This is a genomic window from Rhizobium sp. BR 317, assembly GCF_047445835.1.
GTDB classification, from domain to species: Bacteria; Pseudomonadota; Alphaproteobacteria; order Rhizobiales; family Rhizobiaceae; genus Rhizobium; species Rhizobium paranaense.
Genome location: NZ_JARWLB010000024.1, coordinates 23,674 through 50,411, shown reverse-complemented (window position 1 = coordinate 50,411; position 26,738 = coordinate 23,674). Strand labels below are relative to the sequence as shown.

Below are 26,738 nucleotides of genomic sequence, written 5' to 3'. Positions count from 1 at the left end.
CGCGCAAGCTTCCCGGCGGCGCGTTGCCGCCGAGAAGACCAGTGCAAGCGCTTACCCCCGGTGCCAAGCGTGCAAACTCTGCGTCAGCCTGCGCGCCATGGATAGTTGTCGAGGCGACCGCGTCGGTCGCGCTTCCAGCCGAATAAAGCACATAACCGGCCACCAAACCGATGAATATCGCCAAAGATTGGAGCGGGTCGACAAGCTCGAGCTGCGCTCGGGAACGCAACGTGTGCCGGATTTGGAAGATACGATCGTCAAAAAGATGCATCGGCAGGTGTGACTAGCTGGAATTTCCTGATAGAGAGCTGCGTTGATTGCAGGTCACACTGTTCACTTTTCTGTGTGGATAAGCTCAAAATCCGGGTGAATGACAAATTCCTTTAAATAATAACAGATTCATTGCTGGCGGAACGGGTCCTGCGCCAAAATTGCCCAAATTCAGAATGATGGGAGCGCTCGAGAAAAAGAGCCCGTCGTAAGAAGTGCAGGCGGTAACACGAAGATGCAGACTACCGTTACTGCATATCCGAGCAAACGGGACCGGCGAAAGCCAATTCAAACAGGTAGAGCATGTCGACCCCAATCGATCTGGAAAAAGCCGATGAGGAACTGGAAGCGCGCGGTGGCATAAGCGGATTCTTGAACCGCAATCGCACGCTGATCGTCGCTATCCTCACCGTTGCCGTCTTCGGTATCGCCGCCTATGCGATCTTCGATCTGACGAACGAAGTGCGCTATGACGATGTGGTGCATGCGCTGGCGACGACGAAAGTCTCGTCCATCCTGCTTGCCCTGTTCTTTACGGGTCTCAGCTTCTTTTCGCTGATCTTCTATGATCAGAACGCGCTGGAATATATCGGCAAACGGCTGTCGTTCCCGCATGTGGCACTGACCTCCTTCAGCGCCTATGCCGTCGGCAACACCGCCGGCTTCGGTGCGCTCAGCGCCGGCGCCATCCGCTATCGCGCCTATACCCGGCTCGGTCTGGCCCCGGACGACATTACCCGTGTCATCGCTTTCGTGACGCTTGCCTTCGGCCTTGGGCTTGCCGCCGTCGGTGCCATCGCGCTGATGATCATCGCCGATGAGATCGGCCCGCTGATCAACGTCGACGGCCTGTGGCTGCGTCTGATCGCCGGTGCTATTCTCGCAGCGCTGGCCATAGTGATCATCGTGGGCCGCAATGGCCGCGAGGTTCGGATCGGGCCGATCGCCATCCGACTGCCGGATTCGCTGACCTGGTCGCGCCAATTCCTGGTGACCGCGGTCGACATCGCCGCGTCGGCCTCCGTGCTCTACGTCTTGCTGCCGGATTCGGCCATCGGCTGGCCCGGCTTCTTCGCGATCTACGCCATCGCTGTCGGCCTCGGCGTGCTCAGCCACGTTCCGGCCGGTTTCGGCGTTTTCGAGACGATCATCATCGCGTGGCTCGGCAGCTCCGTGAACGCTGACGCCGTTCTCGGTTCTCTGGTTCTCTACCGCGTCATCTACAACGTCATCCCGCTGGCGATCGCGATCCTTGCGGTTTCGGCGGCGGAGCTGCGTCGTTTCGTCGACCACCCGGCCGCTTCCAGCATGCGGCGTATCGGCGGTCGGCTGATGCCGCAGTTGCTGTCGACCTTCGCGCTTCTGCTGGGCATGATGCTGGTGTTTTCGAGCGTGACGCCGACGCCGGACAGGAACCTCGAATTTCTTTCCAGCTTTCTGCCGCTGTCGCTCGTCGAAAGCGCGCACTTTATCTCCAGCCTTCTCGGCCTGGCGATGATMGTTGCTGCCCGCGGCCTCGGCCAGCGTCTCGATGGCGCCTGGTGGGTTTCGATCATCTCGGCGGTCTTTGCGCTGCTGTTCTCGCTGCTGAAGGCCATCGCGGTGGTCGAGGCTGCGCTTCTCGCCTTCCTCGTTTTCGGCCTCGTCGTCAGCCGCCGGTTGTTCACACGCCCGGCTTCGCTGCTCAACCAAGCTTTGACGGGCGGATGGTTGACGGCAATCGCCGTGATCTGCATCGGCGCCGTTGTCATCCTGTTTTTCGTCTATCGCGACGTGGATTACAGCAACCAGCTCTGGTGGCAGTTCGAATTTACCGAAGAGGCGCCGCGCGGGCTTCGTGCMGTGCTCGGCATCTCCATCGTGTCATCTGCGATCGCGATCTTTAGCCTGTTGCGGCCGGCTACCGCGCGCCTGGAGCCGGTTTCCGACCATGCCGTCGAACGAGCCGTTGAAATCGTGCGCAAGCAAGGCGTCGCCGACGCCAATCTCGTGCGCATGAGCGATAAAAGCATCATGTTCTCCGAAAAGGGCGATGCTTTCATCATGTATGGCAAGCAGGGCCGTTCGTGGATCGCGCTGTTCGATCCGATCGGGCCTCGGCACGCGCTGCCGGAGCTTGTCTGGCGCTTCGTCGAAGCTGCCCGTTCGGCCGGCTGTCGTTCGGTGTTCTATCAGATATCGCCGACACTTTTGTCCTATTGCGCCGATGCCGGTTTGCGTGCTTTCAAGCTCGGCGAGCTGGCGGTGGTMAATCTCGCGAATTTCGAGCTGAAGGGCGGCAAATGGGCCAATCTTCGCCAGACGGCGAGCCGTGCCGTGCGTGATGGACTAGAATTTGCCGTTATCGAGCCGCAGCATGTGCCCGATGTCATCGATCAGCTTGCCGAAGTTTCGGAATCATGGCTTGCCGATCACAACGCCAAGGAAAAGGGTTTTTCGCTTGGCGCTTTCGATCCCGACTATGTCGTGTCGCAGCCGGTAGGCGTGTTGAAGAAGGATGGTAAGATCGTTGCTTTCGCAAACATCCTGATGACGGAGACCAAAGAAGAGGGCTCCGTCGATCTGATGCGCTTTTCGCCCGATGCGCCGAAGGGGTCGATGGATTTTTTGTTCGTGCAGATTCTCGAGTATCTGAAGGAGCAGGGCTTCCAGCGCTTTAACCTCGGCATGGCGCCGCTATCGGGCATGTCGAGGCGGGAATCGGCGCCGGTTTGGGACAGGGTCGGCGGAACTGTCTTCGAACACGGCGAACGCTACTACAATTTCAAAGGGCTTCGTGCCTTCAAATCCAAATTTCATCCCGAATGGCAGCCACGTTACCTAGCCGTTTCGGGAGGTGTCAGTCCAATGATCGCGTTGATGGATGCCACATTCCTCATCGGGGGCGGACTTAAGGGGGTCGTGAGGAAATGATCTTGAAATACGCAATGTCATTCGCTTTCGCATTCATGTTGACAACGGGCCTACTGGCATCAGGCGCGGCGAAAGCGGACGAGGACGGCACCAAATACGATCTCGGCATGATCTCCCCGCCGCATATCATGCGTCCGCAGGGTAAGGTGACGAGCGAGGTCGTTCTGATCTCCGACGCCAGCGGCTGGGGCGACAAGGAAAAGGGCGTTGCCGACAAGCTCGTCGCCAATGGTACCCTGGTCATCGGTATCGACTATCCGTCCTTCCTGGCGTCGCTCAACAAGTATGACGTCAGCCAGAATGACGGCTGTATCTACATGGTCTCCGATCTGGAGTCGCTGAGCCAGCAGGTGCAGCGCTCCCTTGCCGACAGCACCTATGAATTGCCTGTCATCGCCGGTGTCGGCGCCGGCGGCGCCATGGCGATGACCATCGCCGCCCAGACCCCCGACGCCACCGTGGCCGGCACGCTTGCTGTCGATCCGACCTTCGGCATCGCGCTGAAGCAGGAGCTTTGCACGCCGGCCGAAAAGAAGACCGATGGCGACATGGTGTCCTTCGGCCTGCAAGACGGCGCGCTGCCAAACCCGATTCTTGCCACCTTCACCTCGAAGGCTCCCAAGGATGGACGCGATCATGTCGAGGAGATCCAGAAGGAGCATCCAGACGTCAAGGTCACTGATTCCGACCAGGATGACGCCTATGCGGCGCTGAGCGACGGGCTGGTGGATCTGATGAAGACGATCGACAGTGAAAAGTCGCCGCTCGGCCTGCCGGTCGATGTCATGAACACCAAGCCGACGGAAGACACGCTGGCGATCGTCTATTCCGGGGATGGCGGCTGGCGCGATATCGATAAAGAGGTCGGCAGCTATCTGCAGGACCAGGGCATCCCCGTCGTTGGTGTCGATTCACTGCACTACTTCTGGTCGGAGCGCGATCCGCAGCAGACGGCCGACGATCTCGCCCGCATGATCCAGTACTACACCAAGCGCTTCAAGGTGAAGCATGTGGTGCTGATCGGCTATTCCTTCGGCGCCGACGTGCTGCCGGCGAGCTACAACCGCCTGAAGCAGGCGGATAAGGACAAGATCGTGCAGATGTCGCTGCTGTCGCTGTCGCGCAAAGTCGACTATGTGATCTCGGTCATGGGCTGGCTCGGCGCCGAGAGCGAAGGCAAAGGCGGCGATCCCCTCGCCGATCTCAAGTCTATCAATCCGAAGACGGTTCAATGCATCTACGGCAAGGATGACGACGAGGACGTCGCCTGCCCTTCGCTAAAGGGCACGGGCGCCGAAGTCATCGCCATGGATGGTGGCCACCATTTCGATGACGACTACGAGGCGCTGGCCAATCATATCATCGACGGTCTGAAGAGCCGGCTCGGCGAATAATATAGCGCTATGCGCGGCGGTCTGCTCCGTCGCGCATCCTGCCGCGATGATGGATATGCCAGAGCTCGGTGAGCCGGCGTTTTCCCACCTGCCATCCAGCATTCATTTGCTTCTTGCCGCCGCTGTCGGTAGTCGGAGCAGAGATATCGTGAGTGAGCCCTGGCTCGCCGACTGATCCCGCCAAACCGAAAGGGACTAACCTTGTCCGCCGCACCGTCTTTCGCCTTTGACAAAAGCTATTCCGGATTCCTGTTMGACATGGATGGCACGATCATCAATTCGATCGCTGCCGCCGAGCGTGTCTGGGGGGATTGGGCGCGCGGCAAGGGGCTGGATGTTGAGGCGTTCATGCCGACCATGCACGGTGCGCGCGGCGTCGATACGATCGGCCGGCTCAACCTGCCGGGCGTCGATCCGGTAGCGGAGTCGATGTTGATCATGGAAGCGGAAATCGCCGACGTGGAAGGCGTGGTGCCTCTGCCGGGTGCCATCGAATTCCTAGCCTCGCTGCCGCCGGAGCGCTGGGCGATCGTCACTTCCTCGCCACATCGGCTTGCCCTGGCGCGCCTTGCCGCCGCCGGCATCCCGGTTCCACGCTTCATCGTCACCGCCGAAGACGTCAAGATCGGCAAGCCCGATCCGCAATGCTACATTCTCGGCGCTGAGCGCCTCGGTCTGCGACCGTCCGATTGCCTGGTTTTCGAAGACGTGATGGCCGGCATCAGGGCGGGCGAATCCGCTGGCGCCGACGTCATGGTGATTACGGCGACGCATTCCCATCCGGTCGATACCAATCATCCGACGCTGCTGAACTATGAGAATGTTCGAGCGCATGTCGATGGAGATGGCGGGATTTCGGTGATGCGCCGGGACGGTTGACGTCCGACTGGCGAGCATGCAATCACCGCATGTCGCGTTCACGCATTGCAATGGGCCGCCAGCTCATTATGTTTTCGTGATATTGTCGAAATCCACGAAAGCCCGATGACCCCCAAAGAGCTGAAAACCCTATATCGCACCGAGCGCCTGGCAGCGCGTGATGCCATTTCTCCCGATGAGCGTATCGAAAAGGGGCTGGCGATGCTCGCGCATGCCGGCGATGCGATCGAGTTTCAACCCGGAGAGATCATATCCGGCTTCCTGCCGATCCGATCCGAAGTGGATATACGGCCGCTGATGGCGCGGCTGCGCGAGCGGGGTGCAAGGCTCTGCGTGCCGGTCATCCTCGACAAACGCACCATCGTTTTTCGCGAACTCGTTGCGGGTGCGCCGCTCGTTTCCAGCGGCTTTGGCACAGCAGGGCCGGGGCCAGAGGCTGCGGTGTTGGACCCGCATATTATGCTGGTGCCGCTTTCGGCTTTCGACAATACCGGCCATCGTATTGGCTACGGCGCGGGCTATTACGACCGCGCCATCGATCGATTGCAGCAAAAAGGGCTGAATCCACGGTTGATCGGCATTGCATTCGATTGCCAAGAAGTGCCATCAGTACCGGCTGAGCCGCATGATGTCCGCCTGGACGCGATTTTGACCGAGAGCGGACTCAATTTCGTCTCCGTAGAGATTGGATAGGAAATGCGGCTGCTATTTTTAGGTGACATGGTCGGCAAGACCGGACGGGTTGCGGTTTGGGATCGCCTGCCGGGCCTCATCTCCGATCTGAAGCTCGACTTCGTCATCGTCAATGGCGAGAACGCCGCCGGCGGCTTCGGCATCACTGAGGACATTTTTCTGGAAACGATCAATGCCGGCGCCGATGTGGTGACGACGGGCAATCACGTCTGGGATCAGAAGGAAGCGGTGGTGTTCTGCGAGCGCCATGATCAGTTCCTGCGCCCCGCCAATTATCCTGCCGGCACACCCGGTCGTGGTTCCGGCATCTATTATGCCCGCAATGGCGCCCGCGTACTCGTTGCCAATATCATGGGCCGCGTCTTCATGCATCCGGAACTGGACGATCCGTTCAAGTCGGCGGAAGCGATCCTCGATGCCTGCCCGCTGAAGGAGCAGGCGGACGCCATCGTGTTCGATTTCCATGCCGAAGCGACCAGCGAAAAGCAGTGTTTCGGCCATTTCGTCGATGGCCGCGCCAGCTTCGTCGTCGGCACGCACACGCATGTGCCGACTGCCGACGCGCAGATCCTGAACGGCGGCACCGCCTACATGTCGGATGCCGGCATGTGCGGCGATTACGATTCGTCGCTTGGCATGGAAAAGGAAGAGCCGCTCAACCGTTTCATTTCGAAGATGCCGAAGGGTMGTTTCGAGGCCGCTTCCGGCCCGGCCACCATCTGCGGCGTCGGTGTCGAGATATCGGATGCGACGGGGCTTGCCGAAAAGATCGCGCCTCTCAGGATTGGACCGCGCCTGGCCGAGACCATTCCGGAATTCTGGCGTTAGCCCAGCCGCTGACCGCCCGGCGGCGATGACGCGATTGTGAGCAATCCGATCGGGATTGCCGCTGGACGTACCTCAGGCCATGCCGCATCCTTCGCCCTCTGTGGAGCTGAAAGGGTGGCATGATGCTGCGATTTCCCGTCTTCGCTGTGATCTTCCTGCTCACTGTGGCAGGTTGCAGTGTCGCAGACGCCCAGGAGAGACCTTCCCGCCCACATGTCAGCCAATGTCAGGCCGTCGCGCAGTCGCTGCCGCAGGCGACATTTGCCAGCTTTACCGGTTCAGCCCCGACGCCGGCCAACGATTCCGTCGGCKGCGATGTAAAAATCACTTTCCTCGGTCATGCCACTCTCTTCATCGAGACTCCCGGCGGCGTGTCGATCGCGACTGATTTCAGCGGCGTCTTCCCACCGCCCCATACGCCTGATGTCGTTACGATGAACAAGGCGCATCCGAGCCATTACACGCTGACGCCGGACCCGGCGATCAAATATGTGCTGCACGGCTGGAGCGATACGCCCGGCGAGCCGGCGAAGATCAATTTGACCGTCGGCGATACGCTGATCCGCAATGTGGTGACCGATATCCGCTCCCTGTCGGGAGGCGTCGAGGCGAACGGCAATTCGATCTTCATCTTCGAAGTGGCGGGCCTTTGCATTGGCCATCTTGGCCACCTGCATTTCGAGCTCAACGACAAGCAATATGCCGAGATCGGCCGGCTCGATGTCGTCATGGTGCCGGTCGATGGCGGCCTTACCATGGGCGCGGATAGCATGAGCCGGGTGGTGAAGCGGCTGCGTTCGTCGCTCATTCTGCCCATGCATCGCTGGGGACCGCCGATACAGCAATTCCTGACGATGTTCGGTCCGGATTTCGACGTAGCCTATGCGCCGACCGCAAGCACCACGATTTCGCTGAAAACGCTGCCGCGAAAGCCGCTGATTTACGTGCTGAAGGGGCTTTGAGCCGATCAGCACGATGCCCGGGCGGCCCTCTCCCTCCGCCCGGGCACACCTTCGAAGGATATCGCTGCCGGGCGCCCTGTCGTGGGCGTCATCGCGGGCTTTTTGCTTGAATGAAAGCCACTTCGCTCTTATAAGGCGGCCCATTCCCAACAAAAGACGTGAACAGGGGTGCCATGGCTGGCCATTCACAGTTTAAAAACATCATGCATCGCAAGGGCCGTCAGGACTCCGTGCGTTCGAAAATGTTCTCCAAGCTGGCGCGTGAAATCACTGTCGCCGCCAAAACGGGTCTGCCTGATCCGAGCATGAACGCAAGTTTGCGCCTGGCGATCCAGAACGCCAAGGCGCAGTCGATGCCGAAGGACAATATCGATCGCGCCATCAAGAAAGCCTCCGGCGCGGACACCGAGAATTACGATGCGGTCCGTTATGAGGGCTACGGCCCGGGCGGCACGGCGATCATCGTCGAGGCTCTGACCGACAATCGCAACCGCACCGCGTCGAACGTCCGTTCGATCTTCACCAAGGCTGGCGGCGCGCTCGGCGAAACTGGTTCCGTCTCCTTCTCCTTCGACCATGTCGGCGAAATCACCTACAAGCCCGAGGTCGGCGATGCCGATAAGGTGATGGAAGCCGCCATCGAAGCCGGCGCCGACGATGTCGAGAGCGACGAAGAAGGCCACACCATCATCTGCGGTTTCGAAGCGATGAACGAAGTCGCCAAGGCGCTCGAAGCGACGCTTGGCGAAGCCGAAACCGTCAAGGCGATCTGGCGTGCCCAGAACAATGTGCCGGTCGACGAAGAAAAGGCACAGTCGCTGATGAAGCTCATCGACAGCCTGGAAGATGATGACGACGTGCAGAACGTCTACTCGAACTTCGAAGTCTCCGACGAGATTCTGGCCAAGCTTTCGGCCTAATTTCTTCTGCCAAAAAAATAGACCCCATTCTCACAAGGCTTTGCCTAACGGAGAATGGGGTCTTTTGTTTTTCAGGCCGCCTTTTTGAACGACGGCAATTGCGCGAATAGTTCCACCGATCTCAGCCGCGCCTCGATGTCGTGGATCGGCATCGAGATGATCACTTCGTCCGCTTCCGTATCCTTGATGAACTGAGAAAGCTTGGCTTCCGCCGTCGCGGGTGAGCCGACGACGGCATAGCGCAGCGTGTGCTCGACGTTCAGCTTTTCCATCGGCGTCCAGAAATCATCCATGTCCTTGCGGGGACGGGGGAAGGGGCCACGGACATTGCGGCGCAGGTTGACGAATTGCTGCTGTGCCGAGGTGAAGTGATATTGCGCTTCTTCATCCGTATCCGCGGCCGAACCCATCACGCCGACCATCACATAGGGCTTGTCGAGCGTTGCCGATGGCGTGAAACGGTGGCGATAGATGGCGACTGCGTCGAGCAGCGCTTCCGGCGCAAAATGCGAGGCGAAGGCATAGGGCAGACCGAGCATGGCGGCGAGATGGGCGCTGTAGAGGCTTGAACCGAGCAGCCAGATGGGCACCTTGGCACCGTTGCCGGGCACGGCAAGGATCGATTGGTTCTCGTCGGCCGGGCTGAATAGGTGCTGCAGCTCGACAATATCGTTGGGAAAGCTCTGAGCGCCGGCATCGAGATTGCGGCGCAGTGCCTGCGCGGTGCGCATATCCGTGCCCGGCGCGCGGCCGAGGCCGAGATCGACGCGGCCCGGGAACAGGGCTTCCAGCGTGCCGAATTGCTCCGCGATTACCAGCGGAGAATGGTTCGGCAGCATGACGCCGCCCGAGCCGATGCGGATACGCGAAGTCGCTGCTCCGACATGGCCGATCACGACCGCGGTCGCGGCGCTGGCGATGCCTGGCATGCCGTGATGCTCGGCCAGCCAGAACCTGGTGTAGCCAAGCGCTTCCGCCTTCTGCGCCATGCGCTTCGAGCTCTCGAAGGATTGGCTGACGGTGCTGCCCTCGGCAACGGGCGAAAGATCGAGAATGGAAAAGGGGACCATGGCAAGAAACCTGCGTGGTGAAAGGGGAGGAGCAATTCTCTCCATGTAGGAGCGCGGACACTCCATTCCAAACCCCGCCCTGCAATTTCGTCATCGTGATTTCAGAACTACAGAAAGGCGATAGCGTCGGGAGTTTGTTTTTGTTTTGTTCACATTTTGCTGGCACATCTGCTGCTCCAAAGATAGGTTAACGCATGCAGAACATGATTCGAATCATCGGCATCGATCCCGGCCTGCGCCGTACCGGCTGGGGCATTATCGACACATTGGGCAATTCCCTGCGTTTCGTTGCCTCGGGAACAGTGACATCGGATGGCGAGATGGATCTCGCGTCGCGCCTATGCCAGCTTCATGACGGGCTTGCCGATATCGTCCACAGCTACAAGCCGGATGAAGCCGCCGTCGAACAGACCTTCGTCAATAAGGACGCGGTGGCGACGCTCAAGCTCGGTCAGGCGCGCGGGATCGCCATGTTGGTGCCGGCGCGCGCCGGACTGCAGGTTGCGGAATATGCGCCGAACGCCGTCAAGAAGGCGGTGATTGGCGTGGGGCATGGCGAGAAGCAGCAGATCCATATGATGCTGAAGATCTTGATGCCGAAAGTAGAGTTCAAGGGAAACGACGCCGCCGACGCGCTGGCCATCGCCATCTGCCATGCCCACAATCGCGGTGCCAGCCGGATGCATCAGGCGGCACTGGCGGGGKAGTTTGTTTTCGTTACCGCTCCTACTTTCCTTCACTTCACCTCATCTCCCCGAAACCCATCCCTGACGGACATCATTCATGATCGGCAAGTTGAAAGGCACAATCGAAGAGATCGGCGAGGACTATGCGCTCGTGGATGTACATGGTGTCTGCTACGTCGCCTATTGCTCGGCGCGCACGCTGTCGAAGCTTGGCTCCGTGGGGGAAGCCTGCGTTCTCTTCATCGAAACCTATGTCCGCGAGGACCAGATTCGCCTTTTCGGGTTTACGTCGGTGTTGGAGCGGGAGTGGTTCAATCTTCTGCAGACCGTGCAGGGCATTGGCGCGAAGGTGGCGCTGGCGCTGTTGTCGACGCTGACGCCGGCGGAGCTTGCMAACGCGATCGCGCTGCAGGATCGCAGCGCCGTGTCCCGTGCGCCGGGTGTCGGGCCGAAGGTGGCAATGCGCATCGTCACTGAGTTGAAGAACAAGGCGCCGGCTTTTGCGGGCGAGGCGATCAATATCGGCCTCAAGCAGGAATTGGGTGAGGGCGTCGCTTCCGCTCCGGTCGCCGATGCCGTTTCCGCGCTTACCAATCTCGGTTACTCCCGCGATCAGGCCGCGAACGCAGTCGCGGCCGCGATGAAGTCGGCGGGCGAGGGGGCAGATAGTGCCAAGCTGATCAGGCTGGGATTGAAGGAACTGTCCCGGTAATTCCTTTCTTTCCTGAATATTCCTTGCTAAGATAAAAATGTAAGGAGACGAGCCATGACCATTTACGATGCTACGGTAACCTCCAAAGGGCAAACCACGATCCCGGTCGAGATTCGCGAGAAGCTGAAACTCAAACCCGGCGATAAAATCCGCTTCATCATGCATGGCGACAAGATCTACCTACGCGCCAAGAACAAGAAGGCTGCGGATTTGGCTGGCCTTCTGCACGATCCCAACCGGCCGCCCTTGTCACTTGAGGATATCGACGAGGCAATCGGCGAATATCTTGAGGAAAAGGATCAGAGAATAAAAGATGATTGGCATCGACACCAACGTTCTACTTAGATTTATCTTGGCAGACGATCCCGCTCAGCTCGAGGTTGCGAGGCGCTTCATCAATCAGCGTTCAATGGCCGATCCGGCGTTCATTTCCTTGCTCGTTTTCGCGGAGGTTTGCTGGGTGCTCCGGCGAAGATATAAATACGGCAATGAGGTGATTGCCGCGGCCTTTCGTCAATTGCTGGCGGCGGAAGAACTGATCTTCGAAGATGAATACTACATTGATGAACTTATAGCGGACGATGCACCGTTGAATTTCGATCTGTCGGATCATGTTGTGGCCCATATTGCAGCTCGTAATGGCTGCGCCAAAACCGTAACCTTCGATGAAAAAGCCGCGAAACGCATACCCGGAATGGAATTTCTGACATGAGCGAAGCCGCACGCCTGATATCGCCGGAAAAGCGGGGCGAAGACCTGGATGTGACGCTGAGGCCGCAGTCGCTGGACGAGTTMACCGGCCAGGCGGAGGCGCGTGCCAATCTCAAGGTGTTCATCGAGGCGGCGAAGGGGCGAGGAGAGGCGCTGGATCACGTCTTGTTCGTCGGTCCACCCGGTCTCGGCAAGACGACACTKGCGCAGATCATGGCGAAGGAGCTTGGCGTCAATTTCCGCTCGACGTCCGGTCCGGTTATCGCCAAGGCCGGCGATCTTGCGGCACTTCTGACCAATCTCGAAGAGCGCGATGTGCTCTTCATCGATGAAATCCATCGCCTCAACCCGGCCGTGGAAGAAATCCTCTATCCGGCCATGGAGGATTTCCAGCTTGACTTGATTATCGGCGAAGGCCCGGCGGCGCGGTCGGTGAAGATCGACCTCGCCAAATTCACGCTGGTTGCCGCTACCACCCGTCTCGGCCTGTTGACGACGCCGCTGCGTGACCGTTTCGGCATTCCGGTTCGCCTGAGCTTCTATACCGTCGAGGAGTTGGAGCTGATCGTGCGGCGCGGGGCGCGGCTAATGGGGCTCGGCATGACTGAAGAAGGCGCGCGCGAGATTGCCCGGCGCGCCCGCGGCACGCCGCGCATCGCCGGCCGCCTGCTGCGCCGAGTGCGTGATTTTGCCGAAGTGGCGAAGGCCGAGGCTGTGACCCGTGAGATCGCCGATGAGGCATTGACCCGGCTGCTGGTCKACAATGTCGGTTTCGATCAGCTCGACAAGCGCTATCTCAACATGATCGCGGTGAATTTCGGCGGCGGCCCGGTCGGTATCGAAACCATCGCCGCAGGCCTCTCCGAACCGCGTGATGCGATTGAGGATATCATCGAGCCCTATATGATTCAGCAGGGCTTCATTCAACGCACGCCGCGCGGCCGCGTGCTGACGGCGATCGCTTGGCGGCATCTCGGGATGCAGCCGCCGAAGGACCTGGAGGCAGCGCAGTTCAGGCTGTTCCAGGAGGAAGGCGAGTGATTGGCCGACGCGGGTTTCTGAAGCTTTTCGGCAGTAGTATCGTCGGGTTGCTGACACTCGGTGGCTATGCTTTCGGATACGAGCCCGTGGTGCGTTTGAGCACAACCCGTTACCAGTTGACTCCCCCAGCCTGGACGCCGGGGCTGAAGCTAAGGATCGTGGCGCTTGCCGATTTTCATGCGTGCAGGCCGTGGATGACGGCCGATCGCATCGCATCCATCTGCGCCCGCGCCAACGATCTCGGTGGCGATATCATCGTTCTCCTGGGCGATTACACATCGGGAACAGATTTCGTAACTGGCCATGTCGATCATGGCGTATGGGCGGCGGAGCTTGCAGCCCTGAAGGCGCCGCTCGGCGTTCACGCGATCGTCGGCAATCATGACTGGTGGCACGATGCTACTGCGCAGAAGAACGGCCATGGCCCGACATTCAGTCACAAGGCGTTGGTCGATGTCGGAATTCCGGTTTATTCCAATCGATCGGTTCGCTTGGAAAAGGATGGACATGGCTTTTGGCTTGCGGGTGTCGAAGATCAGCTTGCCCTGCGCCGGAGCGTCCGCTGGAAGCGTCAGTTCACGGAAGGGCTCGATGATCTCGACGGCACGCTGGCGCAGGTGAATGACGATGCGCCGGTCATCCTCCTTGCGCACGAGCCCGATATCTTCCCAACCGTACCGTCGCGCGTGTCGCTGACATTGTCCGGCCATACGCATGGCGGGCAGGTCAGGGTTTTCGGCTGGTCGCCCTATCTGCCGTCGCGCTATGGCGACCGATATGTATATGGCCATATCGTCGAGGAGGACCGGCATATCATCGTCTCCGGTGGCCTCGGCTGTTCGGTCGCACCGGTTCGTGTCGGCGTGCCGCCGGAAATCGTTGTGATCGATCTGGGATAGGACGATGTCGAAACGCAAGATCATCAGGTTGAACGCCGGTCACGCGCGATATCAGATGCGTGTTGCCGGCCTCGGTTTTCGTGAGGGGCATGTGCTCGTCCATCGCGCCGTGCATGAACCGTTCTGGACCTTTCCGGGCGGCCGCGCGGAAATCGGCGAGACGTCGGAGGAGACGTTGCGGCGGGAGATGATCGAAGAGCTGGGCGTCGAGGTGGTGGTCGGCCGGCTGCTCTGGATGGTGGAGAATTTCTTTCGCTACGAACGGCGTAACTGGCACGAGCTGGGACTCTATTATCTGATGGATATCCCCCGGAGTTTCCCGTTCCATCCCGAGGAGATCGTTCATCGCCTCAAAGACGGCGACGATCATCTCGAATTCAAATGGGTGCCGGCCACGCGCGAGGCGCTGGTTGCACTGGATATTCCGCCCTATTTCATCGCCGACGAGATCGAAAGCCTGCCACAGACTGCGCGCCATCTGGTTTGGCGGGACGGTGATCTCGACAAAGCGTAGAGAAGGGAGTGCAAAGTATGTCCGGTTTCGATCCGATCCGCGTATTCCGCAAGCTCGCTTACAATAACGCCCTGGCGAATACCCGATTGTATCGGGCCTGTGCGGCCCTTCAGCCCGGTGAGTTCGAGGCCAGGCGGGTGAGTTTCTTTCCGTCGATCAAGTCGACGCTTAACCATATTCTCACGGTCGACTGGTTTTATGTCGATGCGCTGGAAGGCGGCACGCTCGGTCTTAAGGCGTTCGACATCGAGGAGCCGTTCGACACGCTGGATGCATTGTCGGTGGAGCAAGACAAAGTCGACCGGCGGCTCGTAGCTCTGTGTGAACATCTGAATCCCGAGGCGCTGGTGCGGGTGATCGACCTGCATCGCGGCAATCGCATCCAAAGAGAGCGTGCGGAGGATGTGCTGAGTCATCTTTTCCAGCACCAGACCCATCATCGGGGGCAGGTGCATGCCATGCTCGCCGGCAGCAGCGTCGCTCCACCGCAACTGGATGAATTCATCGTTGCCGACGACGCGAGGTTCCGGGGTGAGGAATTGGCGGCGCTTAGCTGGGACGAGACAATGCTGATGCGCTGAACGTCGCAGGGCGTAGCGGCATCGCCAATCTCGCAATCGCCTCTTCCAGCAAAGCCGGCCMACCGCCGCGCCAGCCAAGCGCACGGATTTTCGACATATCCATTACGCTGACGACGCCCTGTGGCGCGGGTGCGGGCAGGGGGTGCGGACAGCCGGTTGCCCGCTGCAACTGCGACAGGATCTCATGCGTGTCGGTGAGAATATCCGAAAGGTTGAAGGCCTCGCCGTTGATGCGGCTGGTCTCGGTCTCCAGCAGAAGGCGGGCGGCGCGGCCGACGTCCCGGCCGTGGACCTCGGTTCCCGCGCGGGAGGAAACCGGCTTTCCCGCAAGATAATCCGCAAAAAGATCATCCCATTTGTTCGGGCGGAGATCGCCATAGACGCCTGTCGCTCTTAGGCTTGCGGTGGCAAAACCGGGAGCGGATAGGGAGAAGAGAGCGTGCTCGGCATCGCGCTTTACTTCGCCATAGAGCGTGTTCGGCGTCGGGATCATGTCCTCCATCAGCGTCTCGCCGGCCAGCCGGTCGCCATAGACGGCGCGCGACGAGAGAAAAATGCAGCGGCGGATGCCGGCACGTTTCGCAGTCTCGAACAGCTTTATGGTGCCATCCCGGTTGAGCCGGCGAAAGCTCTCTGGGTCATCGCCTTCGCCGCCGCGATACTTACCGGGGACATGCGCGAAGGCCGTGTGCACGAAGAAATAGGCATCGTCGAAGACGTTGCTCTGGTCGCCTGAAGGGTCGAGGCGAAGCGGCACGAAGGCGACGGGCTGCGAGAAAAAGCCGGGTTCCGGCGCATTGCGGCCGCCGACGGCAACTCGATATCCGGCGGCCAGCAGTTCCTCGACGATATAGCGACCGACGAGACCTGTTCCGCCCGAGACCAGAACTTTCATGCTGCTGCTTTCGGATTGGCGAATGCGGCTATGTCAGGCACGTCGCGCCCGGCATGGAAATGGTGCCACAAATCGATCAGAGGCTTCAGTTGATCAGCCTTCGGATGGTTCTTCTCCCAAGGCTTCTCATACTGGTAGTGCAGGATCGAAATGCTGTTCCAGTCCCAAAGCGCGGGCATGGTGAACCATACATATTGCAGCATGTTCATGAAGACCGGCAGGCCGTGCCAATCCGAGAAGAATGTCTCAAGAAAGGTCTGGTCGGTGCGTCGCCAGAAAACGTCGGGACGGTCAAGCAGCTTCAGCATGTCCTTGAAGGTCGCAAGCGAAGGCTTGGCGACGAAGACGCCGGAATTCATTCGATGAAAATCCGCAAGGCTTTCATAAACATTGGGTGCGGCGGAAAATTCCGGATAGTCGAAGAGCTTGTCGACATTCTTCAGCACCAGCGCATCCGCATCGATGAAGACGCAGGTGTCGTAATCGATGAGCTGCCAGAGCCTGAGCTTGCAGAAATTATCGAGCGGCGAGTGAAAGGACGGCTTGCGGCCTTTGGTGAAGGGGGCGTTGGCGTGGAGATTGCCGCGCGCGTGGCGCTCGTTGAATTCGTCGGAGAGCGGCAGATGTTCCACGTCCACCAACCGGCAGCCGAGTTCCTCCAGCGGCACAAGATCGCTTTCGTCGACGCCTGCCGTGTGCAGCACGACCATATCCGCTTTGGTGTTGGTGCACGAAATCGAGTGCATCAACGCCTTTGCGCCCATGGCGTAATCGGCATTGGTGACGAGCGTGACAAAGGCTTGCCGCGCCCGAGGGCTGGAGCGTGGCCGCACTCCCTGCAGCATTTCGCTTCCGAACATCATGAGACCGATTTCAATCGCTTACCTTCGGGATCGTGGTTGATGGTCGCCGCGAGATCCTTCGTCCAGGCGGAAACGGCCGGGACGCGGGAGCGATCGACGCGATAGGCATATTTCCTGGCGACATCGACGATTTCGCTCAAAAGACCCGCTTGCAGGGTGATTGGCGCGAGACCGAGATCGAGGAACTTGTCGTTCTTGACGATCAGGTCGTTCTCCGGCGCTTCCTTGCGAGGATTGGGCAGACGAATGATTTCCGCACCGCTCAACTTGGCGATCATCTCCGCGAGATCGCGGACCCGATGCGTCTCCGTCATCTGGTTGAAGATCTCGACGCGGGCGTTGCGCGGCGGCGGGTTCTTCAGCGCCAGCTCAATGCAGCGCACGGAATCCTGGATGTGGATGAAGGCGCGGGTCTGCCCGCCGGTGCCGTGGACGGTCAGCGGATAGCCGATCGCCGCCTGGATGAGGAAGCGGTTCAGCACCGTGCCGTAATCGCCGTCATAGTCGAAACGGTTGATGATCTGCTCATGGCGGCGGGTCTGCTCCGTGTGCGTGCCCCAGACGATGCCCTGATGCAGGTCGGTGATTCTGAGGCCGTCGTTCTTGGCATAGAACTGGAAGAGGAGCTGATCCAGGCACTTGGTCATATGATAGATCGAGCCTGGATTGGCCGGATAGAGAATATCCTGATTAACCGTTCGACCATCGGCGGTCTCGATGCCGACGGGCAGGTAGCCTTCCGGAATGGCGGCGCCGACCGTCGAATAGCCGTAGACGCCCATGGTGCCGAGGTGGACGAGATGGGCGTCGAGGTTGAGCTCCACCAGCGCGTTCAGGAGATTATGCGTGGCGCTGACATTGTTGTTGACCGTGTAGTTCTTGTGGCGGTCGCTCTTCATCGAATAGGGCGCGGCCCGCTGTTCGGCGAAGTGCACGATTGCATCCGGGCGATGCTCGGCCAGCCACTTTTTCAAAAGCTCATAATCCTTGGCGAGATCGATGAGGTTGAAATGGATGCGGCGGCCGGTCTCGGCGTGCCAGATGCGGGTGCGCTCCTGGATCGAATCCATCGGCGTCAGCGACTGGACGCCGAGTTCCGTATCGATCCATCGGCGGGAGAGATTGTCGAGAATATGGATCTCATGACCTGCGTCGGAGAGATGCAGCGAGGTTGGCCAACCAATAAAACCGTCGCCGCCCATAACCGCTATTTTCATGAGATCGTTTCCTTCTGCGTCGACCGCTATCCGGCCTATCCCGGATAGTCAGTATTTATGACAATCGTTCAAAGCTTGCTTGATGGCAGAAGTTCGGCCAAAGAGGGTCCCCAGATTTTTTGGAGATGCGGCGACGATGAACAGCCCCTTTCTGATTGCCGGGGAACTGGAAGCCGGTGGCCACCGGCTGGTGCAGCGAGTCTATTACGAAGATACGGATTTTTCCGGCCTCGTCTATCACGCGCGCTACCTCCACTTCCTCGAACGAGGCCGCACGGACTACCTGCGCTGCCTCGGCGTGGAACAGCGCGAGCTTCTGAATGCCGATGAGGAAGGGCTGGTTTTCGTCGTTCACCGCATGGAGATCGACTTCAAGGGACCGGCGCGAATGGACGATCTGCTGGTGATTCGCACGACGACCGAGAAGGCCGGCGGCGCCAAGATGGTGCTGTCCCAGGAAATCCGCCGCGGCGAGACGCTGCTGATCTCGGCCAAGGTCATTATCGCCGTGATCAACGCCAAGGGAAAACCGCGGCGGTTACCGGAAAAGTTGGCTGCGCAGATGCTGGTGGCGTCCGAGGCTGCGGTTTAACGTCGCGACGCGGGCTGCTAGCGCGGCTGGCAGGCAGCCGCGCACGGCAATATCGCGGTCCGAAAAGTCTCCTTGCTAAAACTTGACTTTTGTGTGAAGGAATTTCCGCGCGCAAGATTTGTTTTGTGCCCGCCGCCGGTTTCGCCCGGTCCGTTCTTTCCAGGAGACAGAATAACCTTCGTCACCGTCCAATCTTTCATGCTCCGACGCTAACATTCTTTTAACCATAATAGTGTCTTACTGCCCTTGTCGGAGTTTGTGCGGCGCACGCCTTCCTTTGACCAAATTTGACGGCAAGAAGGCAGTTGTAAGCTTGGAAAGCTTTGACCAGGGCGTTCAGCGGCGGCTGCCAAACATTTCTTGTGAGATCACTTTTAGCCGCCCGGTCTAGCGCCGGGCGTTTGGATTCGGGGATTTTGGATCAATGGAACAAGTAGCATTGGCAGCGGCCACCACACCGGACATCACTCTCTGGTCGCTTTTCATGCAGGCGGGCTTGGTGGTCAAGCTCGTGATGCTCGGACTGCTCGCGGCATCCGTATGGACCTGGGCGATCGTCATCGACAAGTATCTGAGCTACGCTCGGGCACGCCGGCAGTTCGATCATTTCGAACAGGTCTTCTGGTCGGGCCAGTCGCTCGAGGAACTCTATCGCACCCTTTCGGAGCGTACCAATACAGGACTCAGCGCCATCTTCGTCGCCGCCATGCGCGAATGGAAGAAGTCGTTCGAGCGCGGCGCACGTTCGCCGATCGGCCTGCAGATGCGTATCGATCGCGCCATGGACGTCACGCTGGCGCGTGAATCGGAACATCTGGTCGCTCGCCTCGGCTCGCTTGCGACCATCGGTTCGGCCGGTCCGTTCATCGGTCTGTTCGGCACCGTCGTCGGTATCATGACCTCGTTCCAGGCGATCGCCGGCTCGAAGTCGACGAACCTCGCGGTCGTCGCTCCCGGTATCGCCGAAGCCTTGCTCGCGACCGCGATCGGCCTCGTCGCTGCTATCCCGGCGGTTATTGCCTACAACAAGTTCTCGGCCGATGCCGGCAAGCTGTCGGGGCGCATGGAAGGTTTTGCGGACGAATTCTCCGCCATCCTGTCGCGCCAAATCGATGAGAAGCTGCAGCCGCGTCAGGCAGCGCAGTAAATCGCAGACGGAACCGGAGTAAATCACATGGCAATGTCTGTTGGAGGCAAAGGTGGCGGCGGTGGCCGCCGGGGCGGGCGTCGCGGCGGTGGCCGGGGCGGTCCGATCGCCGATATCAACGTGACGCCGCTGGTCGACGTCATGCTCGTGCTGCTGATCATCTTCATGGTGGCCGCACCGATGATGACGTCTGGCGTGCCGATCGACCTGCCGCAAACGCAGGCTGGCGCCTTGAACGCCCAGACCCAGCCGATCACCATTTCCATCAAGCAGGACGGCCAGGTCTTCCTGCAGGAAACGCAGATCGACGCGGCCGACATCGCCGCCAAGCTGAAGGCGATCGCCACCACTGGCTACAACGAACGCATTTTCGTGCGCGGCGACGGGAAAGCGCCCTATGGCGTCATCGCCGACGTGATGTCGCGCATTCAGGAGGCTGGTTACAAGAATATCGGCCTGGTTACGCAGCAGATAACGGACCACTGACGGATCGACATGAAGCGTAGCATCGCCACATCTGCGGTCATTCACATCTTGGTGCTGATTGGCGCCATGTTGACGCTGAGTGCGCCTGCGCCTCTGGAGACGCCGGAAAGCACGGCGATGGATGTCGATATCGTCACCGCTGATCAAATGCAGCAGGGCGAGAAGAAGGCGCCGGTTACGGATCACGTCTCGCGGAAGCAGACGACTAAGCAGGATCAGGTCGCCAACGCTCAGAATGTTGGCGAAAACAACGTCGATATCAAGAATCCCGTCGTGCCAACTCAACGGCCGGAGAGCGACACAGCGGCATTAGCACCGAAGAAGGTGGATACGCCTGTTCCGCAGAACGATCCGCGGCCGAATGACGTCAAGACGATCGAGCAGCAGGATACGGAAGCCGCGCCGAAGGAAGTGGCAGCCATTCCGCAGCAGAAGCCGGACGTGACGCCCACTCCAACGCCGACGCCGCAGAAAACGGAGCCGACCCCGCAGAAGAGCGAGGTCACGCCTGCACCGACCCCAACACCCACGCCGACTCCGACCCCTACACCGCAAAAGGCTGATCCGAAGCCGGTGACCGAAAACCCGACCGAGCAGGCTGCTCAGCCGCCGGCGGACAAGGTCCCCGTGCCCGACGTAAAGCCGCAGCCAGTGCAGCCGCCGAAGACCGTGGAGACAAAGCCCGATCCGAAGCCGGAGCAGAAACCCGTTGCGAAGCCTCAACAGGTGGCGGACGCCAAGCCGGCGACCAAGCCAACGGACAAGACGACCACTCAGAGCACGAGCAAGAATACCTCGACCGATGACGGCCAGAAGGACAGCGACAAGAAGCGCTCGACTCCCAAGGGCGCCGATAAAGGTCTGGACGATGGTCTCGCTGACCAGATCAACAGCTTACTGAACAATACATCGTCGAAGGGTGGCGGGGCGCGTTCGTCCAAACAGGCTTCCGCCGGCGCCGATACCCAGGTCGCCTCGCGCGGCGGCATGAAATCGCTCGGTGGAGGCAAGCTTAGCCAGAGCCAGCAGGATGGGCTGCGTGATTTGATCGCCAAATACTGGAACTTGATGCCTGGCCTCGAAGGTACCGGGGATGTACGGATCAAGGTGCATTTCAGGCTCGATAAGTCTGGGCAGATTGTCGGTGAACCGGAGGCGACGGCGAGTGGCGGACCGGCTTCGACGCAGTCCGCCATGCAGCTCGCTGCGGTGCGTGCCGTGCAGCGGGCGCAGGTGGATTACCTGAAAATTTTGCCGCCGGACAAGTATGACGACTGGCAGGAAGTCGTCGTCAATTTCAGTGCAGCGGATATGGGGATGTGATGACGAACCACTGTCCTCGTTTCGCCCTGAGCTTGCTTATGGCTCTTGGGATCATGCTAGCAGGTTCCGTGTTAGCCGAGCCTGCGAAAGCCGCTGGCGTGCATCAGCTTGGGCGTGCGGCTGAGGACAGTATTTGCGAGAAAGTCGCGGAGAACTGGAACCTCGTACCGGGGCTGCCCGGCATAAAAAATGTCCACGTTCGGGTTCGCCTCAGGCTCGATCGCACTGGGCAGATCGTGGGCGAGCCGTACCTCACGACAAGAGGCGGCCCCAAACAGACACAGATTGCTGCTGCGGCAAGCGCTCTGCGCGCTGTCCTCAGGGCGGCACCTTTCAAGAACTTGCCGCAGACTCAATTCGACAATGAAACTAGCTCGGTGGAAGTCATCCTGAACTTCACACCAAGCGACATGGCGCTTTAATGCTGAAAGGCTTGGCACATATGATCAGAAAATCCCTCGTTCGTCTCCTGCTGGTGCTGGCAGGCCTGACGGCAGCCCTCGCCACTCCAGCCTATGCTGTGGTCGAACTCAATATCAACAAGGGCAACGTCCAGCCCATGCCGATCGCCATCACCGACCTTTTGTCGAATGATGGTTTGGGCGCTCAGATCTCGGGCGTGATCGCTGCCGACCTGCAGCGGTCCGGCCTGTTCGCGCCGGTCAACAAGCAGGCCTTCATCGAGAAAATCAGCAATCCCGACTCGACGCCGCGCTTCCAGGACTGGACGGCGATCAATGCTCAGGCGCTGGTGACCGGCCGGGTGACGCAGGAGGGCGGCCGCCTTCGCGCCGAGTTCCGCCTGTGGGATACTTTTGGCAGCCAGCAGATGATCGGCCAGCAGTTCTATGCGCAGCCGGACAATTGGCGCCGCGTCGCCCACATCATCGCCGACGCGATCTATGAGAAGATCACGGGCGAGAAGGGCTATTTCGACACCCGTGTCGTGTTCGTCGCCGAAAGCGGCCCGAAGACTGCCCGCAAGACGCAGCTCGGCATCATGGACCAGGACGGCGCCAATGCCCGCATGCTGACGGACGGCAGCGACCTCGTGCTGACGCCGCGCTTCTCGCCGAACCGGCAGGAAGTGACCTACATGTCCTTCGCCAATCAGCAACCGCGCGTTTATCTGCTGCAACTGCAGACGGGCCAGCGTGAGCTGGTCGGCAACTTTCCTGGCATGACCTTTTCGCCGCGCTTCTCGCCGGATGGCCAGCGGGTGATCATGAGCCTGCAGCAGGAAGGTAACGCCAACATCTACACGATGGACCTGCGCTCGCGCACGACGACCCGCCTGACGTCGACGGCTGCCATCGACACGTCGCCATCCTATTCGCCTGACGGCACGCAGATCGCTTTCGAAAGCGACCGCGGCGGCAAGCAGCAGATCTATGTGATGAATGCTGATGGTTCCAACCAGCGCCGTATTTCCTTCGGCGACGGCGCCTATTCGACGCCGGTCTGGTCGCCGCGTGGCGATCTCATTGCCTTCACCAAGCAGTCCGGCCAGACATTCTCCATCGGTGTCATGAAGACGGATGGTTCGGGCGAGCGTCTGCTGACCACAGGCTTCCATAATGAAGGTCCGACCTGGGCCCCGAATGGCCGCGTCATCATGTTCTTCCGCGAAGCGCAGGGCTCCAGCGGGCCGCAGCTCTTTTCGATCGATCTGACGGGTTATAACGAACAGAAGATCCCGACCCCGGGCTTCGCCTCGGACCCGGCCTGGTCGCCGCTCCTCGAGTAGGGCGGGCCAGGCATGATCGTGAACTGACGGTTGGTGCAGCGCAAAGCGCTAAGCCGTTCCGGATAAGATCATGCAAAGAAAACAGTTTGAGCGGGTGGCGGCCTTAAGAATCGCTGATCCGCTCAAGCGTCACTTTGTCGCCGCAAAGTCCTGTGAGTGGACCACTTCGGGACAACTTTAGGACATCATTAACCATATTTGTTGGAATCGGATTAACCGAACCCGGTTACAGTCTGGCAACCTTAATAGAGAGATGTAAGGAGAGACCGGCCATGAGCCGCATCGCAAACCCGGCCGTTGGCCACATGCAAAACCTCGCCCGCAACCCGATCATGATCGCACTTTTCGTCGGCCTTTCGCTTGCCGGCTGCGCATCCAAAAAGGGCTTGCCGAACGATGCCAACGGCCTTGGCCTCAATGGCGCCGGCAATGCCGCTCCGGGCTCGCCGCAGGATTTCACTGTCAATGTTGGCGATCGCATCTTCTTTGATACCGACAGCTCGTCGATCCGCGCCGACGCTTCCCAGACGCTCGATCGTCAGGCTCAGTGGCTCGCCCGCTATCCGAAGTATGCAATCACCGTCGAAGGCCATGCCGACGAACGCGGCACGCGCGAATATAACCTGGCTCTCGGTGCTCGCCGTGCTGCGGCTACCAAGGACTATCTCGCTTCGCGCGGCGTTCCGGCTCAGCGCATGAAGACGATCTCCTACGGCAAGGAACGTCCGGTCGCCACCTGCGACGATATTTCCTGCTGGTCGCAGAACCGCCGCGCCGTCACCGTGCTCAATGGCGCCGGTTCCTGATAGGCGGAAATTCCGTTCGAAATTCACAAAGGCGGTCCTTGCGACCGCCTTTACTTTTTTGACCACACTTTAGCCGAACTCCGTTGCTTTTTGAGATTAATTGTAAAAATCTCCTGTTCGCGCCCTGGGGTGCGAAGAATCAATGGGCAGGATGATCCGTATGAGAAAACTTGTCGTGGCGAGCTTACTTTGTCTCGCCGCCGTCGCCGGTAGTGAGCGTKACGCCTCTGCCTTATCGCTGTTCGGGCTTCATTTAGGCGGTCGCAATGCCACGGAACAGGCTGTTCCGAACAATGCGGCTCCCCAGAGGCAGATCGGGCAGGCACCTGTCATCAACGTCCAAAACAGCGATGCCGAAGTCCGCTTGCAGCAGCTTGAAGACCAGATGCGCCAGTTAAACGGCCGCGTCGAGGAAATGAGCTATCAGTTGCTGCAGATGCAGGAACAGATCCGCAAGACGCAGGAAGACAATGAATTCCGTTTCCAGCAGCTTGAAAAGCGTGGCGGCGGGGGCGCTGGCGGTGCGACCGGCTCTGGAACTGGCACCGGCACTGGCGGCTCGATGAAGAAGAGCGAAGCCGATGTCCCGGCCCAGGGCGCGGGCGGCGGTCAGCAACAGGACGATATCGCCGGCGTCATCAGCGATTCGCAAGGCGGCGATGCGCCGAATACCGCGCAGCAGGGTGGCGGTTCCGGCAAGCCGCCGAGCCAACTCGGTTCGATCCAGTTCGATCAGAGTGGCAAGCAGGTTGGCTCGACGGCGACGCGCGCCAATAACGGTTCGGGCGCTGCGCCGGCTGCGGGCTCTGGAACGCAGACGGCCTCGCTCGGCGGCAGCGAAGGCGATCAGTATAAATCGGCCTATGGCCATGTTCTGTCCGGCGACTACAGCGTCGCCGAACAGGAATTCCGCCAGTATATCGACAGCTACCCGAACAGCGCTCGCGCGGCCGATGCCAACTTCTGGCTTGGTGAAGCACTTTATTCGCAGGGTAAATACAATGATGCGGCCAAGACCTTCCTGAACGCGCATCAGAAATACAGCACCTCGGAAAAGGCGCCGGAAATGCTCCTGAAGCTCGGAATGTCGCTTGCTGCCCTCGACAACAAGGATACGGCCTGCGCTACGCTTCGCGAAGTGACCAAGCGCTATCCGAAGGCTTCGAAGGCCGTTACCACAAAGGTAGCCAGCGAACAAAAGCGTCTTGCCTGCTGATCGAGATGTCCGGTGACGCTGTGACTGGTGCTGCCACAGCCCAAATGCCAGACGCTGCAGCGGCCGATTTTATTCATTCCCTTTTCAAGCCTGCCCATATTCTGGTCGCCATTTCCGGCGGCAGCGATTCCATCGGCCTTCTGGTTGCTCTTGCCGAGCAGTTGAAATCCTTTCCGAGTTCAAACATCGCCCTTTCCGCCGCCACGATCGATCATGATTTGCGGTCGGGATCCGCTGATGAAGCGCGCGATGTAGCCGCTCTCTGCGCATCCCTGGGCGTGCCCCATGTCGTTCGTCGCTGGGAGGGCGAGAAGCCGAAGAGTGGTATCATGGCGGCCGCGCGCGAAGCTCGTTATGGGCTGCTTGCCGATATCGCCGCGGAACTCTCTGCCAATGTTGTCGTTACCGCCCACACGCTTGATGACCAACGCGAAACATTGGCCATGCGCGCAGCACGTTTGAACGAAGGGGAGGGCACTGCCGGCACCGGCATTGCCGACGCCATACTCTTCGATCGGCGCCTCTGGATCGTCAGGCCATTTCTCGCCTGTCGGCGGGCGGATATTCGGGCTTTTCTTACGCAGCGGGGCATCTCCTGGCTGGACGATCCGAGCAATGAGGATGTCCGTTACKAGCGCGTGCGCACGCGCAAACGCCTGGCGCAAGATGCCGCGCCGTCTTTGGCGCAGGACAGCGGTGCGGCACGCGCGGCACTTTCGACGGATGCGGCTGCGTGGCTGGAGAGATACGCAACAGTCCATGCGGGCGTGCTTTGCGTCATCAGCCGCGATGCGCTGGCTGCCGACGAGGTMGTGCTCTCTTATGCGCTCTCCTATCTGGCCGCCGTATTCGGCGGTGGGCCCTACGGGCCGGGACGCGAACGGATGCGCCGCATCCTGGATTTCATCGGCGAGGGGGAGCCGGGACGGCGGACGGCGGGCGGGGTTGTTTTCGACCTGCGCCGGGACGGGCTTTATCTCATGCGCGAAAGCCGCGGTATCCAACCGCTTGTGCTGGCTTCGGGCGCGGATGGCATTTGGGACGGCCGCTTCTGGATCGCCAATCACGGTCCGGCCAGTGTCCGTATCGAAGCAGCAGGGGTAAAAGGTACAGCGGAATTTCCGGAGGGTTTGCCGAAAGGTGCCGTGCAGCGTGCGCGGGCGGTGCTGCCACAAATGGTCGCCGATGATGGCGAGAACGCCGCGTCTGCCGTGATTGTGCCGTATCTTGCGCCTTTCGACCGCTTTTTGACACGATTCGATCTCACATTTGCGGATCGGTTGTCGACCTGCTTTGGTCGAGAACCCTATGTGCGGCCGCCTCTTTGAGAGTTATTGACGGAAAAAGCATGTGGTGACGCGGTTTGCCTTGGC

General features: G+C 59.9%; 27 protein-coding genes and 1 pseudogene. 24 read left to right on the top strand and 4 right to left on the bottom strand.

The genetic code is table 11. The annotated features are described in order from the left end of the window. The first annotated feature begins 573 nt into the window (after positions 1-573). The 7 genes from mprF (at position 574) to QD357_RS27455 (ending at position 8,859) form a co-directional block, all read left to right on the top strand. Entirely contained in the window at positions 574-3,183 is a 2,610-nt protein-coding gene (gene mprF, locus QD357_RS27485; protein ID WP_107109114.1) for a bifunctional lysylphosphatidylglycerol flippase/synthetase MprF, read from the top strand. Continuing rightward, positions 3,180-4,577, top strand: coding sequence for a virulence factor (locus tag QD357_RS27480; protein WP_107109113.1), 1,398 nt, complete (start codon positions 3,180-3,182; stop codon positions 4,575-4,577). The genes mprF and QD357_RS27480 overlap by 4 nt, the downstream gene beginning before the upstream one ends. Before the next feature lie 258 nt (positions 4,578-4,835). Beyond that, entirely contained in the window at positions 4,836-5,456 is a 621-nt protein-coding gene (locus QD357_RS27475; protein ID WP_107109459.1) for an HAD-IA family hydrolase, read from the top strand. Between the two features lie 105 nt (positions 5,457-5,561). Further along, positions 5,562-6,149: a 5-formyltetrahydrofolate cyclo-ligase gene (locus tag QD357_RS27470; RefSeq protein WP_107109112.1), complete on the top strand. Its 588-nt coding sequence runs from the start codon at positions 5,562-5,564 to the stop codon at positions 6,147-6,149. A 3-nt stretch (positions 6,150-6,152) separates the two neighbouring features. Beyond that, positions 6,153-6,977: a YmdB family metallophosphoesterase gene (locus tag QD357_RS27465; RefSeq protein ID WP_414125470.1), complete on the top strand. Its 825-nt coding sequence runs from the start codon at positions 6,153-6,155 to the stop codon at positions 6,975-6,977. Between the two features lie 119 nt (positions 6,978-7,096). Beyond that, a complete protein-coding gene (locus tag QD357_RS27460) occupies positions 7,097-7,939 on the top strand; it encodes an MBL fold metallo-hydrolase (RefSeq protein ID WP_414125469.1) in 843 nt (280 codons plus the stop codon). A 173-nt stretch (positions 7,940-8,112) separates the two neighbouring features. Next, on the top strand, positions 8,113-8,859 hold the full coding sequence (locus QD357_RS27455) for a YebC/PmpR family DNA-binding transcriptional regulator (protein WP_107109109.1): 747 nt from the start codon (positions 8,113-8,115) through the stop codon (positions 8,857-8,859). A gap of 71 nt (positions 8,860-8,930) precedes the next feature. On the opposite strand, the gene QD357_RS27450 is transcribed toward QD357_RS27455, so the two are convergent. Continuing rightward, positions 8,931-9,929 carry an LLM class flavin-dependent oxidoreductase gene (locus tag QD357_RS27450; RefSeq protein WP_414125468.1) on the bottom strand — a complete coding sequence of 333 codons (999 nt, stop codon included), beginning with the start codon at positions 9,927-9,929 and terminating at the stop codon, positions 8,931-8,933. A gap of 194 nt (positions 9,930-10,123) precedes the next feature. Here QD357_RS27450 and ruvC point away from each other — a divergent pair. The 8 genes and pseudogenes from ruvC to QD357_RS27410 all read left to right on the top strand — a co-directional run. Continuing rightward, a pseudogene (gene ruvC / locus QD357_RS27445) lies at positions 10,124-10,633 on the top strand (crossover junction endodeoxyribonuclease RuvC); the annotation flags it as partial. A 79-nt stretch (positions 10,634-10,712) separates the two neighbouring features. Then, positions 10,713-11,327, top strand: a complete 615-nt coding sequence (ruvA, locus tag QD357_RS27440) for a Holliday junction branch migration protein RuvA (protein WP_107109106.1) — start codon at positions 10,713-10,715, stop codon at positions 11,325-11,327. Positions 11,328-11,381: 54 nt separating this feature from the next. After that, positions 11,382-11,672 (top strand): AbrB/MazE/SpoVT family DNA-binding domain-containing protein, encoded by a 291-nt coding sequence (locus QD357_RS27435; protein WP_107109105.1) that lies wholly within the window; start codon positions 11,382-11,384, stop codon positions 11,670-11,672. After that, on the top strand, positions 11,641-12,039 hold the full coding sequence (locus tag QD357_RS27430; RefSeq protein WP_107109104.1) for a PIN domain-containing protein: 399 nt from the start codon (positions 11,641-11,643) through the stop codon (positions 12,037-12,039). The genes QD357_RS27435 and QD357_RS27430 overlap by 32 nt, the downstream gene beginning before the upstream one ends. Continuing rightward, positions 12,036-13,079, top strand: a complete 1,044-nt coding sequence (ruvB, locus tag QD357_RS27425) for a Holliday junction branch migration DNA helicase RuvB (protein WP_414125467.1) — start codon at positions 12,036-12,038, stop codon at positions 13,077-13,079. The genes QD357_RS27430 and ruvB overlap by 4 nt, the downstream gene beginning before the upstream one ends. Next, positions 13,076-13,978, top strand: coding sequence for a metallophosphoesterase (locus QD357_RS27420; protein WP_107109102.1), 903 nt, complete (start codon positions 13,076-13,078; stop codon positions 13,976-13,978). Before ruvB ends, QD357_RS27420 begins: the two co-directional genes overlap by 4 nt. Positions 13,979-13,982: 4 nt before the next feature. Continuing rightward, complete coding sequence (locus QD357_RS27415; RefSeq protein WP_107109101.1) at positions 13,983-14,492, top strand: NUDIX hydrolase; 510 nt, start codon at positions 13,983-13,985, stop codon at positions 14,490-14,492. 17 nt (positions 14,493-14,509) lie between these two features. Continuing rightward, positions 14,510-15,073 (top strand): DinB family protein, encoded by a 564-nt coding sequence (locus QD357_RS27410; RefSeq protein ID WP_107109100.1) that lies wholly within the window; start codon positions 14,510-14,512, stop codon positions 15,071-15,073. Here the strand turns inward: QD357_RS27410 and QD357_RS27405 are convergent. The 3 genes from QD357_RS27405 to QD357_RS27395 are packed head-to-tail and all read right to left on the bottom strand — an operon-like array spanning position 15,042 to position 18,048. After that, the gene (locus tag QD357_RS27405; protein ID WP_414125466.1) at positions 15,042-15,968 is read right to left on the bottom strand and encodes an NAD-dependent epimerase/dehydratase family protein; all 927 of its coding nucleotides are present in this window, start codon (positions 15,966-15,968) and stop codon (positions 15,042-15,044) included. The two genes, QD357_RS27410 and QD357_RS27405, sit on opposite strands and share 32 nt — an antisense overlap. Continuing rightward, complete coding sequence (locus tag QD357_RS27400) at positions 15,965-16,828, bottom strand: glycosyltransferase (RefSeq protein ID WP_414125476.1); 864 nt, start codon at positions 16,826-16,828, stop codon at positions 15,965-15,967. Before QD357_RS27400 ends, QD357_RS27405 begins: the two co-directional genes overlap by 4 nt. Further along, a complete protein-coding gene (locus QD357_RS27395; RefSeq protein WP_107109098.1) occupies positions 16,828-18,048 on the bottom strand; it encodes an NAD-dependent epimerase/dehydratase family protein in 1,221 nt (406 codons plus the stop codon). Before QD357_RS27395 ends, QD357_RS27400 begins: the two co-directional genes overlap by 1 nt. Positions 18,049-18,184: 136 nt before the next feature. Between QD357_RS27395 and ybgC the strand changes: the two genes are divergently transcribed. The 9 genes from ybgC (at position 18,185) to tilS (ending at position 26,693) form a co-directional block, all read left to right on the top strand. Next, on the top strand, positions 18,185-18,640 hold the full coding sequence (gene ybgC / locus QD357_RS27390; protein WP_107109097.1) for a tol-pal system-associated acyl-CoA thioesterase: 456 nt from the start codon (positions 18,185-18,187) through the stop codon (positions 18,638-18,640). A gap of 424 nt (positions 18,641-19,064) precedes the next feature. Further along, positions 19,065-19,787 carry a protein TolQ gene (gene tolQ / locus QD357_RS27385; RefSeq protein ID WP_107109096.1) on the top strand — a complete coding sequence of 241 codons (723 nt, stop codon included), beginning with the start codon at positions 19,065-19,067 and terminating at the stop codon, positions 19,785-19,787. 27 nt (positions 19,788-19,814) lie between these two features. After that, entirely contained in the window at positions 19,815-20,273 is a 459-nt protein-coding gene (gene tolR, locus QD357_RS27380; RefSeq protein WP_107109095.1) for a protein TolR, read from the top strand. Positions 20,274-20,282: 9 nt separating this feature from the next. Next, complete coding sequence (locus QD357_RS27375) at positions 20,283-21,596, top strand: hypothetical protein (RefSeq protein ID WP_107109094.1); 1,314 nt, start codon at positions 20,283-20,285, stop codon at positions 21,594-21,596. Between the two features lie 38 nt (positions 21,597-21,634). After that, the gene (locus QD357_RS27370; RefSeq protein WP_183937677.1) at positions 21,635-22,018 is read left to right on the top strand and encodes a hypothetical protein; all 384 of its coding nucleotides are present in this window, start codon (positions 21,635-21,637) and stop codon (positions 22,016-22,018) included. 20 nt (positions 22,019-22,038) lie between these two features. After that, positions 22,039-23,343 carry a Tol-Pal system beta propeller repeat protein TolB gene (gene tolB / locus QD357_RS27365; RefSeq protein WP_107109457.1) on the top strand — a complete coding sequence of 435 codons (1,305 nt, stop codon included), beginning with the start codon at positions 22,039-22,041 and terminating at the stop codon, positions 23,341-23,343. A 272-nt stretch (positions 23,344-23,615) separates the two neighbouring features. Beyond that, positions 23,616-24,149: a peptidoglycan-associated lipoprotein Pal gene (gene pal / locus QD357_RS27360; RefSeq protein ID WP_107109092.1), complete on the top strand. Its 534-nt coding sequence runs from the start codon at positions 23,616-23,618 to the stop codon at positions 24,147-24,149. Positions 24,150-24,309: 160 nt separating this feature from the next. Further along, positions 24,310-25,365: a tol-pal system protein YbgF gene (ybgF, locus tag QD357_RS27355; protein WP_414125465.1), complete on the top strand. Its 1,056-nt coding sequence runs from the start codon at positions 24,310-24,312 to the stop codon at positions 25,363-25,365. 5 nt (positions 25,366-25,370) lie between these two features. Next, on the top strand, positions 25,371-26,693 hold the full coding sequence (gene tilS, locus QD357_RS27350) for a tRNA lysidine(34) synthetase TilS (protein ID WP_414125464.1): 1,323 nt from the start codon (positions 25,371-25,373) through the stop codon (positions 26,691-26,693). The last annotated feature ends 45 nt before the right edge of the window (positions 26,694-26,738 follow it).

Coding starts and splice junctions, on each gene's coding strand:
- QD357_RS27480 (WP_107109113.1), top strand. CDS start 3,180: ATGATCTTGAAATACGCAATGTCATTCGCTTTCGCATTCATGTTGACA.
- QD357_RS27475 (WP_107109459.1), top strand. CDS start 4,836: ATGGATGGCACGATCATCAATTCGATCGCTGCCGCCGAGCGTGTCTGG.
- QD357_RS27470 (WP_107109112.1), top strand. CDS start 5,562: ATGACCCCCAAAGAGCTGAAAACCCTATATCGCACCGAGCGCCTGGCA.
- QD357_RS27455 (WP_107109109.1), top strand. CDS start 8,113: ATGGCTGGCCATTCACAGTTTAAAAACATCATGCATCGCAAGGGCCGT.
- QD357_RS27450 (WP_414125468.1), bottom strand. CDS start 9,929: ATGGTCCCCTTTTCCATTCTCGATCTTTCGCCCGTTGCCGAGGGCAGC.
- QD357_RS27435 (WP_107109105.1), top strand. CDS start 11,382: ATGACCATTTACGATGCTACGGTAACCTCCAAAGGGCAAACCACGATC.
- QD357_RS27430 (WP_107109104.1), top strand. CDS start 11,641: ATGATTGGCATCGACACCAACGTTCTACTTAGATTTATCTTGGCAGAC.
- QD357_RS27415 (WP_107109101.1), top strand. CDS start 13,983: ATGTCGAAACGCAAGATCATCAGGTTGAACGCCGGTCACGCGCGATAT.
- QD357_RS27410 (WP_107109100.1), top strand. CDS start 14,510: ATGTCCGGTTTCGATCCGATCCGCGTATTCCGCAAGCTCGCTTACAAT.
- QD357_RS27400 (WP_414125476.1), bottom strand. CDS start 16,828: ATGTTCGGAAGCGAAATGCTGCAGGGAGTGCGGCCACGCTCCAGCCCT.
- QD357_RS27395 (WP_107109098.1), bottom strand. CDS start 18,048: ATGAAAATAGCGGTTATGGGCGGCGACGGTTTTATTGGTTGGCCAACC.
- ybgC (WP_107109097.1), top strand. CDS start 18,185: ATGAACAGCCCCTTTCTGATTGCCGGGGAACTGGAAGCCGGTGGCCAC.
- tolQ (WP_107109096.1), top strand. CDS start 19,065: ATGGAACAAGTAGCATTGGCAGCGGCCACCACACCGGACATCACTCTC.
- tolR (WP_107109095.1), top strand. CDS start 19,815: ATGGCAATGTCTGTTGGAGGCAAAGGTGGCGGCGGTGGCCGCCGGGGC.
- QD357_RS27375 (WP_107109094.1), top strand. CDS start 20,283: ATGAAGCGTAGCATCGCCACATCTGCGGTCATTCACATCTTGGTGCTG.
- QD357_RS27370 (WP_183937677.1), top strand. CDS start 21,635: ATGGCTCTTGGGATCATGCTAGCAGGTTCCGTGTTAGCCGAGCCTGCG.
- tolB (WP_107109457.1), top strand. CDS start 22,039: ATGATCAGAAAATCCCTCGTTCGTCTCCTGCTGGTGCTGGCAGGCCTG.
- pal (WP_107109092.1), top strand. CDS start 23,616: ATGAGCCGCATCGCAAACCCGGCCGTTGGCCACATGCAAAACCTCGCC.